11 protein-coding genes are annotated in these 12,100 nt (G+C 48.4%); 8 read left to right on the forward strand and 3 right to left on the reverse strand.

Translation table 11 applies throughout. The features are described from left to right. Positions 1-111: 111 nt before the first annotated feature. On the reverse strand, positions 112-909 hold the full coding sequence (locus tag BZG80_RS12510) for a MetQ/NlpA family ABC transporter substrate-binding protein (RefSeq protein WP_077646842.1): 798 nt from the start codon (positions 907-909) through the stop codon (positions 112-114). Between the two features lie 154 nt (positions 910-1,063). On the opposite strand from BZG80_RS12510, the gene BZG80_RS12515 reads away from it, so the two are divergent. The 4 genes from BZG80_RS12515 (at position 1,064) to sstT (ending at position 4,554) form a co-directional block, all read left to right on the forward strand. Next, positions 1,064-1,633 (forward strand): LON peptidase substrate-binding domain-containing protein, encoded by a 570-nt coding sequence (locus BZG80_RS12515; protein ID WP_021022797.1) that lies wholly within the window; start codon positions 1,064-1,066, stop codon positions 1,631-1,633. Positions 1,634-1,759: 126 nt separating this feature from the next. After that, positions 1,760-2,329 (forward strand): sigma-70 family RNA polymerase sigma factor, encoded by a 570-nt coding sequence (locus BZG80_RS12520; protein ID WP_101494590.1) that lies wholly within the window; start codon positions 1,760-1,762, stop codon positions 2,327-2,329. Next, positions 2,326-3,030, forward strand: a complete 705-nt coding sequence (locus tag BZG80_RS12525; protein ID WP_077461302.1) for a ChrR family anti-sigma-E factor — start codon at positions 2,326-2,328, stop codon at positions 3,028-3,030. The genes BZG80_RS12520 and BZG80_RS12525 overlap by 4 nt, the downstream gene beginning before the upstream one ends. Before the next feature lie 306 nt (positions 3,031-3,336). Further along, positions 3,337-4,554, forward strand: a complete 1,218-nt coding sequence (sstT, locus tag BZG80_RS12530; RefSeq protein WP_028569616.1) for a serine/threonine transporter SstT — start codon at positions 3,337-3,339, stop codon at positions 4,552-4,554. Between the two features lie 90 nt (positions 4,555-4,644). Here sstT and mlc read toward each other — a convergent pair whose 3' ends face one another. After that, positions 4,645-5,859 carry a sugar metabolism global transcriptional regulator Mlc gene (mlc, locus tag BZG80_RS12535; RefSeq protein WP_077679496.1) on the reverse strand — a complete coding sequence of 405 codons (1,215 nt, stop codon included), beginning with the start codon at positions 5,857-5,859 and terminating at the stop codon, positions 4,645-4,647. A gap of 265 nt (positions 5,860-6,124) precedes the next feature. Between mlc and queE the strand changes: the two genes are divergently transcribed. After that, a complete protein-coding gene (gene queE / locus BZG80_RS12540; protein WP_077646847.1) occupies positions 6,125-6,790 on the forward strand; it encodes a 7-carboxy-7-deazaguanine synthase QueE in 666 nt (221 codons plus the stop codon). Between the two features lie 187 nt (positions 6,791-6,977). On the opposite strand, the gene queD is transcribed toward queE, so the two are convergent. Next, on the reverse strand, positions 6,978-7,340 hold the full coding sequence (gene queD / locus BZG80_RS12545; protein WP_021022792.1) for a 6-carboxytetrahydropterin synthase QueD: 363 nt from the start codon (positions 7,338-7,340) through the stop codon (positions 6,978-6,980). Positions 7,341-7,603: 263 nt separating this feature from the next. On the opposite strand from queD, the gene BZG80_RS12550 reads away from it, so the two are divergent. From BZG80_RS12550 to BZG80_RS12560, 3 genes are all read left to right on the forward strand, one after another. After that, complete coding sequence (locus tag BZG80_RS12550) at positions 7,604-9,223, forward strand: methyl-accepting chemotaxis protein (RefSeq protein ID WP_077576541.1); 1,620 nt, start codon at positions 7,604-7,606, stop codon at positions 9,221-9,223. 102 nt (positions 9,224-9,325) lie between these two features. After that, complete coding sequence (gene asnS / locus BZG80_RS12555; protein ID WP_021022790.1) at positions 9,326-10,726, forward strand: asparagine--tRNA ligase; 1,401 nt, start codon at positions 9,326-9,328, stop codon at positions 10,724-10,726. Positions 10,727-10,809: 83 nt separating this feature from the next. After that, positions 10,810-12,003: an amino acid aminotransferase gene (locus BZG80_RS12560; protein ID WP_077679497.1), complete on the forward strand. Its 1,194-nt coding sequence runs from the start codon at positions 10,810-10,812 to the stop codon at positions 12,001-12,003. The last annotated feature ends 97 nt before the right edge of the window (positions 12,004-12,100 follow it).

Consider the following 12,100-nt stretch of genomic DNA (forward strand, 5'->3'; position numbering starts at 1 on the left):
GAATGCTAAAACCACAAGCTGAGAGGCATGTTAACGCAATAACTCCCTGAATGGTAAACAATGATTGAGAATGTATATCAATGGCCAGCTATCGCTGGCCGGTTTTAAAAACTAGAAAGCCGGTTCGATCGTGCCATCAAAGGTTTTTTGTAGAAACGCACGTGTTGCCTCTGATTGAAATAGCGCCAACAAACGCTGATAGGTCGGATTATCTTTATCCTCTGCCCGCGCTGCCACGACCATCACCGCGAGCGGTGCGTCTTTCGATTCTAAGAAAATACCTTGATCACTTGGATTAAGCCCTGATGACATCACATAGTTCATGGTAATTGCAGCAGCATCGACATCTTGTAGGCTACGAGGCAATTGTGCCGCTTCTACTTCGACAAAATCGAGCTGCTTGGGGTTAGCGGTAACATCTTGTAGCGTCGCTTGAAAGCCAACGTTATCGGCCAAGGTGATCAGCCCTGCGTCTTGCAGTAATAGCAAGGCGCGCCCGGCGTTGGTCGGATCGTTAGGGATCGCAATTTGTGCGCCTTGGGGTAAATCGTCCACGCGCTGTACTTTGTCTGAGTAAATCCCCATCCGCATAAGGATGGAACGCCCAATCGAGACCAATTCACTATCATGGTTTTGATTAAAGTTATCGAGAAACGGCTGATGTTGGTAACTATTTAAATCAAGACTGCCATCTGCCAGACCGGCATTCGGAGAGATGTAATCCGAAAATTCCACCACTTCGACATGAATTCCTTCGGTTTTAGCCTGTTTCGCAACCGCTTCTACGACTTGCGCATGGGGACCGACAGTCGCACCAATCTTTATCGTTTCTGGCTGATCTGAACAGCCGCTGATAACCAACGCCAGTAACACTGACGCAATCCAAAATCCTGGTCGCTTTAACGTCATTCTGATTCCCTTAGAAAAATAGATGTTTAGACGTCCAGAATGCCACAGCTTATAATGATGTCAACCTGATTGTGGTAATGCAGTCTCTGTCTTGATCGTATCCAACCCTAGTCGCGTAGTGGCAGGCATGTTGAATCAATAAGGAGGCGTAGATATGACGAAGCTGTTTCCTCTACCCTTGTTCTTACTACCCGGGGGCAGAGCTAAGCTGCGCATTTTTGAACCTCGCTATTTGCGCTTGGTCCGTGAATGCTCGGCGAATCAACAGGGATTCGTGCTGGCGATGATGCAAGGTAAACGTTTATATCGATATGGCACACTGGTGGACATTGTCGATTTTGAAACACTACCCGATGGTTTATTAGGCATTACCATTGCAGGTCGTCAACGGGTAAAAATTCAATCGACAGAGCAAGAAGCCGACAAGCTCTGGGTAGGCGAGATACAGGCACTGAATGACTGGCCACATGACGAGTTTATTGACCAAGAAGAAAATGAAGAAAAAATGCGTATTGCCGCAGGACTTAAAAATGTCTTCGCTGCCCACCCGGATCATGCTGAGCAGTATGAGGCGCCGTATTTCGAAGACTTAACCTGGAGTTGCCAACGCTGGTTAGAAATTTTGCCGCTTTCTAACGCGCAAAAACAATGGTTTATCGCGCAAGAATCGGCAGAAGAGGCGAAGCAATTTATCAGTCAGCTGCTCGAGCAAGAAGTCGAGTGATCCAATTGTTTTAAGCCTCGTATTGGAAGCGAGATGGACGGCTACGACAGATAGGACTCAACTATGACTGCGCCACAAACCATGTATACTGAGACCACCATTTCCAGACGGGACACGCGTGCCAACATGACTGACGTGACGAAGGAAGAGTTGTCTGAATTATTAGCAAAAGTTGCAGAAGACCGCGACCGCATAGCGTTCGAACGTTTGTTCCGATTTTTTGGCCCTAAGATACGCGCTTATGGTTCAAAACATTTAAGAGCTGACGGCCAAGCAATGGAATTAGTACAAGAAACCATGCTAGTGGTATGGCGCAAAGCCCACTTGTATAATTCTGACAAAGGCGCGGCGACGACATGGGTATTCACTATCATGCGTAACTTAAGCTTCGATATGCTCCGCAAGGTGCAATCGAATCGCGAAGACAATTTTAGCGATGATATCTGGCCCATTCTCGAGTCAGGGCAACAGGACAACGAAACAGATTCCGGTGCTCAGTACATGATGGACCAAGAGCTTCTCAGTTTTATTGACGAGTTACCCGCGGTCCAGCAGCAGGTGGTTAGAGGGGTTTATCTCAAGCAATTGACTCATCAAGAGTTGTCAGAACAATTAAATGTGCCATTGGGCACCGTCAAGTCCCGATTGCGTTTAGGTCTAGAAAAGCTTCGCAATCACCTGGAGGTAAAACAATGATTAAGTATCACCCATCGACCGATTTACTGGATGCTTTTGCTGCTGGCAAATTGCCGACTTCGATGGCGATTGCGTTGTCTGCTCATGTTGAACTTTGCCAGGAGTGCCAAGCTTACGTGGCCACTGCAGAAGAAAAGCTTGCATCAGTGGCGTTTGATCAAGAAACAGTCGGCGACGAAGCGTTGATGGTAAATGAGTGGGATCACAATGCTGAAGATGAAATGCTATCCGCCATTTTTGAACAAGCGGCTGCCAACGATGCCGATGCGCTGACGCAATCTGGCGCGGAACAACCTGAAGCGCGCGCAACACAAATTACTGTCGGTGAAAAAACATATGCCTTACCCCGGGCGCTGCAACGATTCGGCGATTCAAATTGGGCATCCTTTGGTAAAGTTCAACGTGCGCGACTTAATCTCGACGAAGGGGCAACGCGAGCCAGTTTTCTTCATATCGATGAAGGCGGTTCAGTGCCTGCGCACACTCACAAGGGCTATGAGTTAACCCTTTTGTTGGACGGTACCTTTGAAGATGAAAGTGGTCAGTATGTGCCAGGTGACTTTATTTTACTCGATAGCCGTCACCATCATACGCCATACACAAAAGAAGGTTGCCTTTGCTATACCATTGCAGATGCCCCTCTCTACTTCACAAAAGGCGTGAGTAAGTTGCTCAATACCGTGGGACATGCGATTTACTAAAAATTTCTGTGCTAGTTGTTATCCTTCGGCGACCGCTATGGTCGCCTTTTTTTATGCTAGATGGCCGCCTAAATCCACGTATTTGCTCGGCTAGACCTAGAATTATCACCATTTATTCTGCAGTGATAACAGAATAATTACACTAAATAAACCTCTCATTAATCATAACTCGCCACTTCAGTCCTACCTAACTAGTTCAAAGTAACAATTTTCCCTTTACATAGGGTGAATTTAACTGGTTTAATTCGTCACTTCTAACGATTCATTAACAGCCATTGATAATAAACACAGTGAAGTGAGAGTCACATGAGTCAAACACAACTCGCCAGTGTCAGTCGAGGTAACTCGCTGGTACTTCAAATACTCATCGGTATTCTTGCCGGTGGTGTTTTAGCCTATCTATCCCCCGAGCTTGCTGGCACAGCCGGATTGCTCGGACAACTTTTTGTCAGCGCATTGAAGGCCGTCGCACCCATTTTGGTTTTCGTTTTAGTGGCAGCGTCCATTGCTAACCAGAAACAAGGCCAACGGGCCAACATGCGCCCCATTATTGGGCTTTATCTTATCGGCACCCTTGCGGCTTCATTGACCGCGGTGACCATGAGTTTTTTGTTCCCGACTACCCTCGAGTTTGCTGCGACGGATGCTAGCATTACGCCGCCAGAGGGTATTAGCCAGGTATTAAGTACGCTACTTTTCAATATCGTTGACAACCCTGTTAACGCGTTGATGAGTGGTAACTATATTGGTATTTTGGCTTGGGCGATTGGCTTAGGTATTGCTCTTCATCATGCGTCGAACGAAACCAAACGTGTCTTCTCGGATGTATCCGAGGGGGTATCGATGATCGTCCGCTTTGTGATCCGGTTTGCGCCTTTGGGTATTTTTGGCTTAGTAGCAAGCACGTTAGCGAAAAGTGGCTTTGATGCTTTGATGGGGTATTTACACCTTTTGGGGGTGCTACTCGGCAGTATGGCAACCATCGCCTTGGTGGTAAATCCGCTGATTGTGTATATCAAAACGCGTCAAAACCCCTATCCCCTTGTTTTTCGCTGCCTGCGTGAGAGCGGTCTCACCGCTTTCTTCACCCGTAGCTCTGCAGCCAACATTCCAGTGAATATGCAGCTATGCCGCCGCCTTGATTTGGATGAAGATACTTATTCTGTCTCTATCCCACTCGGTGCCACCATCAATATGGGAGGCGCGGCGATCACCATTACCGTATTAACCCTGGCTGCTGTTCATACACTCGGTATCCAAGTGGATATCGCCACGGCTGTGCTGTTGAGTGTGGTGGCCGCGGTATCCGCGTGCGGCGCGTCGGGGGTTGCTGGCGGCTCCCTATTGTTGATCCCACTCGCGTGTAATTTGTTTGGTATTCCACAAGAGATTGCCATGCAAGTGGTTGGGATTGGCTTTACTATCGGTGTTTTACAAGACTCTGCCGAAACGGGCCTGAATAGCTCAACCGACGTAGTATTTACCGCGGCGGCATGCTTGGGTGAAGAGCGTAAAAACAGCTAACCAACGCCCTTAGCCAAGATCAAAAAAAAGCAGGTGCATCAACACCTGCTTTTTCTTTAACCGCTTTTTAATTGTCAGCCAAGGTAACGATTAGCCCTCCAGCACTTTCATCAGCAAATTGCCATCATACATCGCCTGCTTTACCATCGCCGCTCCAGGCATCGTCGCTTGGGTATAGAAATAGCTTTCTTCCAAGACTAGGTACTTGCTATACAGCGGAATCGTCTGCGTTTTTAAACATTCCATGATCGCAGGATACAACACCGATTTAGCGCGATTGAATTCGCCACCAAATAATATTTTTTCTGGGTTAAATAAATTCACCACAATCGCTATGGCGGTTCCCAAGTGATGCCCCAGCTCGGTGATCACTTGGTGGGCCAAACCATCGCCTGACACCGCTGCATCGCATATAGCCTCTATCGTGAGGGGTTGGTCGTGCAAGCAACTCGGATGCCCTTCATTGAGCAATGTCTCCACCTGCTCATAGATCGCGGACAGGCTTGCGACCGTTTCCAAACAGCCATAATTACCGCAAAAACACCGCTTACCAAAGGGCTTAATTTGAATATGACCTAACTCGCCAACGTTACCGATCCGCCCTTGAAGCACTTTGCCCTCGAGCACAATACCGGCCCCAACGCCGCTGTGAACTGCGACCAGAACGGCGCTGCCTGCTTCTTTCGCGTTACCAAACAACTTTTCCGCTAGTGCCCAAGAACGGGTGTCGTTCCCCACAAATACCGGCAAACCGGTCTCTCGATGTAATACAGGCCCTAGAGGCATATGGTCGACCTCGAAGTGCGGCATTTGAATCACGGTGCCTTGGGCACTATTTACCAAGCCCGGTAGCGAAATCGCAATACTGGTGACACGATCCACCGTTTGTTGGTGACGAGAGAAAAACGCATTGACATGATCGACCACGGTGGTGAGTAATGCACTTTGCGCCACCACCGTTAATTCATGCCGTTCTTGAATCAAAATTTCACTGCTTAGCGAATGCAGCGCCAGAGTGAGATAACCTCTTCCTAGACGCATGGACAAAAATTGCCAGCCTTCGTTATCCAGCATCAGCCCTACAGCTGGACGCCCGCGCATGCTCGTTTCTTGGATCGGCGCCTCTTTTACAAGGTGAGCGTCCATCAGTTCGCGCACAATTTTGGTGATACTGGCAGGCGCCAGTTGGCTGCGTTTCGAGAGTTCGATCCGCGAAATAGGCTCAAAACGGTCGATTAAGTTATAAATCGTGCCCGCATTTTTGCGCTTAATATGATCGATATGTCCCGGCTGCCCAATAATCATGCCCTTTCCTATTACTACGTGGCTGTGGCGATAAACCCTGACACCGCCTATTTAGGTGAATTTTTTTACTTCGCGAACTAATTGTGAAGCAATTGGCCGCTAGCACGTGACATTTGTCACTTTGTATCTTTGAAATCGCGTACAAACTCACAAAACCTGTCTAAACAGTAACGCTGTTCATCCTCTAATCGCGGGCTAAAAAACAAGATCTCAAACTTATTCGTTGGCATAATGCGGAGCTCATATTCTATCGCTATTAATCACCATGTACCGAGTCAACGAGATATTTGAAACGATCCAGGGCGAAGGCACCTTCACAGGGGTTCCGTCGGTTTTTGTCCGCTTGCAAGGATGTCCAGTAGGATGTGCCTGGTGCGATACTAAGCAAACCTGGGAAACGGATGATAAGGATCAGCAAGATAAGATCTTTATTATTGATAAGTCAGAGGATTCACCGACTTGGTGCTGGCTAGGAGCCGAAGATATCGTCACTGAAATCACGCAACGCTATCACGCTAAGCATATCGTGATTACCGGGGGCGAACCCTGTCTTTATGATTTGGTACCTTTAACGGAAGCCTTGGAAGAGGCTGGATGCCAATGCCAAATTGAAACCAGTGGCACCTATACGGTCTATGCGAGCCAAGCCACCTGGGTAACGGTGTCGCCCAAAATCAATATGCGCGGTAAATTGCCCGTTCTCGCCAGTGCGATGGCGCGAGCCAATGAGATAAAACATCCGGTGGGGACAGAAAAGGACATTACACAATTAGAGACTCTGCTTGAGACCTGCCCAGCCTCTCCTGGTGCAACCATTGCGCTGCAGCCGGTAAGCCAAAAGCCACGTGCAACCAAACTTTGCATCGACACCTGCATTGCGCGCGGCTGGCGTTTATCCGTGCAAACACACAAGTATTTGAATATCGCCTAAGTGACGATGACGAGGACGGTGGCAAGATAAATCGCGCCGTCATGGAGCAAAGCACACGTCGAAAAGCGACAAAAAACGCCGAGTACTGAAGTGACCTCATAAAGCTGGACACTGCTACTCGGCGTTTTTTTATTTCTCTCGACTGCTTCTTATTTACCTCGAGTATTGTTACTCACGTCGAGTTTCGTTACTCACCTCGATAAGTGCAACCTGCGGTACAAGTTTCTTTCACCATGACCTGGCTTAACAGAGGCAGATTCGGTTTTACCTGTTGCCAAATCCAGTGTGCTAGCACTTCACTGGTTGGATTTTCTAGCCCTTCAATGTCATTGAGATAGTAATGATCCAGGCGCTGATAAATCGGTTTGAAAGCCGCTTTTATTTCGGCAAAGTCGATCACCCACCCCGTATACGGATCAACGTCGCCTTCTACATACAAACGCACCGTAAATGAATGCCCATGTAAACGCCCACATTTATGGCCTTCTGGCACATTCGGTAAATGGTGTGCCGCCTCAAAGGTAAATTCTTTAAACAACTCAGTGGTCATTTTACTTCATTCCAACAACAACAAGAGGCCGCATGCTACTTAAATTCGCTGGCCGACTCAAACGCATTCATCCGACCACACCGGTTAGTCTGTGCGGCCAGAATGCCTCGCAATACGGGTTTCCGTCTCATTATTAGGACGATTTACGTCGATGAAATCACACATTTTATATGAGGATACCGCCACAAGTGCGCTCTCGGTTTAACATAGTCGCTACAGGCTAGAACTGATAACTCTATAAATTAATAACAAATGGTTGACTCATGCGTATGACCCTTGCGAGCAAAATTCTTCTTGCTCTTTTTCTTGTTTTCGCTCTTGTGCTCGCCACCTCGCTGGCCTATCAGTCGCATCAACAAAAAGCCTTGATGACATCGATTGTCAGCGAGCAAACCTTAGATAAAGCGTCCAACTACTTTGATAGCCTTAATATGCTGATGCTCACCGGCACCATCAGCCAGCGTAATACGTTGCGAGAGAAAATGCTGTCACACAAAGGCATCGACGACGCTCGCGTGATCCGTGGAGAGGCAATTACCCGCTTTTTTGGCCCAGGAAACCCTGAGCAATCTGCCCAGGATGCCATTGACCAACGTGCCCTCAAAGGTGAAACCATTGTCGAAACCTTTGATGCTGATGCGGGAAAAGGATTGGTGGTCGCCCTGCCGATGAAAGCGAGCAGCGATTATCGCGGCACCAATTGTCTGCAATGCCACGTAGCAGAGGAAGGCACCGTACTCGGTGTTATCCGGCTCGAGTATGATCTTGAGCCTTTGTATAGCACTATCGATAGAGAAATGTTAATTACCGCTGGGATAATGGGCAGCATCGCTGTGATTGGATTTTTAATCTCACTCACTGTGATTCGCCGCTGGGTAGTCTCCCCGCTTAAGCGCGTCTCTGCCTTTATGAAACGCACCAGCCACGACAAAAATCTTTCCGAGCGCCTCAACAATACCCGTGACGACGAGATTGGTGAACTGTGCAATAGTTGCGACCAGTTGCTTGATAACTTTGCTGCCAGCCTGCAACAAGTTCAGCGCACCTCAGAAACCCTGTCTGCTGAGGCCATGAATCTGATCCGTGTCTCAAGCCATACCGATCAATTAGCTGATAGCCAACGTCACGAAACCAATGACATGTCTTCAGCCATCGATGATGTGCAGCAGCATCAACACGACATTCAAAATCGTACTCAAGAAGCGGCGCAATTGAGTGAATCTGCCGCAGGCAGTGCCAATCAGGGCAGTGATCTGGCGAATGTCGCGGCCAATGACATTCGTAAGTTGGTGGCTGATATTGGCCAAGTACGCACACAAATATTGGATGTTAACCAACAAAGCCAGCAAGTAACGACGATTCTCAGCGTGATCCGGGAAATTGCCGAGCAAACGAACTTGCTGGCGTTGAATGCCGCCATTGAAGCCGCTCGCGCCGGAGAACAAGGCCGGGGGTTTGCGGTGGTTGCCGACGAAGTACGCAACCTTGCCAGTCGTAGCCATGATGCCACTGGTGAAATCCAAACCATCATTGAAAACTTGTGTGCAGGCAGTGAAGCCTCTGCGCAGGCGGTTGAAGCGACCAGTGAAAGTGCTAATCAACGTGCAGAAACCGTGATGGAACTTTCTACCGCTTTGGGTAATATCGCCGACCAAGTTAGAACGGTCAACGACAACGCCAATGACATCAGCAAACAAAGTGATCACCAGGCGCAAATGACCGATGCCTTGCTCGCTCAAGTGGGTCGTATTCAAAGTCACGCCAACGATACCGCAACCAATGCTAATGAGGTGAAAGCGATTAGTGCAAATCTCGAGCAGCTGGTTGAACAACTTGAAGGGTTAATTGGCCAATTTCAGCTCTCAGACACGCTCAAACCTTGAAGCTATACAGGATACAGGTAAACTTGCTAGTCTAACTTGTAAAATCACTGATGCGGTCACACCCCGTTGGCCGCATTACCTAAACGGAGATAGAAGCGAATTATGACATACGCGCCTGTAGTAGACGTCCTGCGCGGCAAGGCGGCAGTCGACACTGAAGTGACTGTGCGTGGATGGGTCCGGTCACGCCGAGATTCCAAAGCCGGTATTTCTTTTCTTGCCATTTATGATGGTTCTTGTTTTGACCCTATTCAGGCCGTGGTCCCTAATGAGCTGGATAATTATCAGCAAGACGTTCTGCGCCTGACCGCAGGCTGCTCCGTTGAGGTCACGGGTAAGGTTGTTGAATCGCCCGGAAAAGGTCAAGCCTATGAGCTTCAGGCAACGGCAGTGAAGGTCGTTGGCTGGGTTGACGATCCAGACACGTATCCAATGGCGAAAACGCGCCATTCGATTGAGTACTTGCGTGAAGTGGCGCATCTCCGCCCACGTTCGAACGTAATTGGTGCCGTTGCACGTGTACGTCATACGCTCTCACAAGCCATTCATCGCTTTTTCCATGAGCAAGGCTATTACTGGATGTCTGCACCGCTGATCACAGCGTCGGATTGTGAAGGTGCGGGGGAAATGTTCCGGGTGTCTACGCTAGACATGGCCAATGTGCCAAAAACCGAACAAGGCGAAGTCGATTACGATCAAGACTTTTTTGGCAAAGAAGCGTTCTTGACCGTATCGGGTCAGTTAAATGCCGAAACTTACGCCTGTGCACTCAGTAAAGTGTATACGTTTGGTCCCACCTTCCGTGCAGAAAACTCCAATACTAGCCGTCACTTGGCTGAGTTCTGGATGGTTGAGCCAGAAGTGGCGTTTGCCGATCTTGATGACTCTGCTGAGCTTGCAGAAGCCATGTTAAAATATGTTTTCAAGGCCGTGTTGGATGAGCGCAAAGATGACATGCAATTCTTTGAACAGCGGATCAATAAAGATGTTCTGACTCGTTTGGAGAAATTCGTCAACGCCGACTTTGCGCAAGTGGATTACACCGATGCGGTCACTATTTTGCAAAACAGCGGCCAAACTTTTGAATTCCCCGTTGAGTGGGGCATTGATTTAGCCTCTGAGCATGAGCGTTACCTAGCAGAAGAGCACTTTAATGCACCGGTTGTGGTAAAAAACTACCCGAAAGACATTAAAGCATTCTATATGCGTATGAACGATGACGGTAAGACCGTTGCTGCGATGGACGTACTCGCACCAGGTATCGGCGAAATCATCGGCGGCTCTCAGCGTGAAGAGCGCCTAGATGTGCTCGACCAACGCCTTGAAGAAATGGGGCTAGAAAAAGAAGATTTCTGGTGGTACCGCGATCTTCGCCGTTATGGCACTGTCCCTCACTCTGGTTTCGGTCTGGGCTTCGAGCGTTTGGTTTCATACGTGACGGGAATGAGCAACATTCGTGACGTGATCCCATTCCCTCGCTCACCACGCAATGCCAGTTTCTAAATAGATACACTTATCCAAAGGCTGCAGGTTGCAGCCTTTTATTTGCATTTAGCTTTCATTCATCATAACCATGGACGACACCAATGTTTGAGAAAATCTCTGCGGCACCTGCTGATCCTATCCTAGGGCTAACTGAAGAATTTAAAGCGGATCCACGTGAAGATAAGATTAACCTCGGGGTCGGGGTCTATAAAAACGAGCACGGCGAAACGCCCGTTTTAACCTCAGTAAAAAAAGCCGAGGCACTACTACTCGATAAAGAAACCACCAAATCTTATTTGAGCATTCCAGGCACCGCCGAATATGGCCTTGCCGTTCAGCAATTACTTTTTGGTGAGCATGCGGATGTCATTAAAGACAAACGCGCACAAACCGCACATTCTCCCGGCGGCACCGGCGCCCTTCGCTTAGCAGGTGAATTTATTAAACGCCACCTGGGCGATGTCACCATTTGGATCAGTAACCCAACTTGGGCTAACCATAAAGGCGTGTTTACCGCGGCAGGTTTAACTCTCGCAGAATACAGCTATTATGATCCGGCCAAAAATGACAAAGATTTTTCAGCGATGGTCGCTGATCTCGAGAAAGCGGCAGCGGGCGATGTCGTGCTACTCCACGGCTGCTGTCATAACCCAACCGGTATCGATCCTACCGAGCAAGAATGGCAAACCTTAGCAGATCTCTGCCAACGTAAAGGCTTACTGCCTATGTTTGACTTTGCATATCAAGGCTTTGCTAAAGGCGTAGAAGAAGACGCAGCCGGTCTGCGTATTTTCGCTAACGTCTGCCCAGAGCTGCTGATCGCAAGCTCATTCTCGAAAAACTTTGGCTTATATAACGAACGCGTTGGTGCCTTTACACTGGTCGGCCGTCAAGAGCAAGAAGCGGTCACCGCCTTTAGCCAAGTTAAAAGTATCGCCCGAGTGATTTACTCTAACCCACCTGCCCATGGCGCAGCGGTGGTGACGACGATTCTTAATGACCCAACGCTCAAGGCGGAATGGTTACAAGAATTGGCCACGATGCGAGACCGCATTAAAGCCATGCGCACGGAATTTGTCAAAACACTCAAAGCGCAAGGCGTCTCACGTGATTTTAGCTTTATTGAGCAACAAAACGGTATGTTCTCGTTCTCAGGGCTGAATAAGGATCAAGTGAATGCATTAAAGGCTGATCATGGTGTCTACATTGTCGGTTCCGGTCGGCTTAATGTTGCGGGTATGACGCACACTAACATGGTGCCACTTTGCACTGCGATCGCAAAGGTTTTAGACTAAGCGTCGCTGTCTTAAAAATGAAACAAAGGGCCGCTAGGCCCTTTTTTTGTTAGTGGCATTTATATTTAAACAATTTATTAACAAAACAATTAATAAC

The organism is Salinivibrio sp. MA440 (assembly GCF_001996265.1).
GTDB classification, from domain to species: Bacteria; Pseudomonadota; Gammaproteobacteria; order Enterobacterales; family Vibrionaceae; genus Salinivibrio; species Salinivibrio costicola.

Coding starts and splice junctions, on each gene's coding strand:
- BZG80_RS12560 (WP_077679497.1), top strand. CDS start 10,810: ATGTTTGAGAAAATCTCTGCGGCACCTGCTGATCCTATCCTAGGGCTA.
- sstT (WP_028569616.1), top strand. CDS start 3,337: ATGAGTCAAACACAACTCGCCAGTGTCAGTCGAGGTAACTCGCTGGTA.
- BZG80_RS12525 (WP_077461302.1), top strand. CDS start 2,326: ATGATTAAGTATCACCCATCGACCGATTTACTGGATGCTTTTGCTGCT.
- BZG80_RS12550 (WP_077576541.1), top strand. CDS start 7,604: ATGCGTATGACCCTTGCGAGCAAAATTCTTCTTGCTCTTTTTCTTGTT.
- mlc (WP_077679496.1), bottom strand. CDS start 5,859: ATGATTATTGGGCAGCCGGGACATATCGATCATATTAAGCGCAAAAAT.
- BZG80_RS12510 (WP_077646842.1), bottom strand. CDS start 909: ATGACGTTAAAGCGACCAGGATTTTGGATTGCGTCAGTGTTACTGGCG.
- asnS (WP_021022790.1), top strand. CDS start 9,326: ATGACATACGCGCCTGTAGTAGACGTCCTGCGCGGCAAGGCGGCAGTC.
- queD (WP_021022792.1), bottom strand. CDS start 7,340: ATGACCACTGAGTTGTTTAAAGAATTTACCTTTGAGGCGGCACACCAT.
- queE (WP_077646847.1), top strand. CDS start 6,125: ATGTACCGAGTCAACGAGATATTTGAAACGATCCAGGGCGAAGGCACC.
- BZG80_RS12515 (WP_021022797.1), top strand. CDS start 1,064: ATGACGAAGCTGTTTCCTCTACCCTTGTTCTTACTACCCGGGGGCAGA.
- BZG80_RS12520 (WP_101494590.1), top strand. CDS start 1,760: ATGACTGACGTGACGAAGGAAGAGTTGTCTGAATTATTAGCAAAAGTT.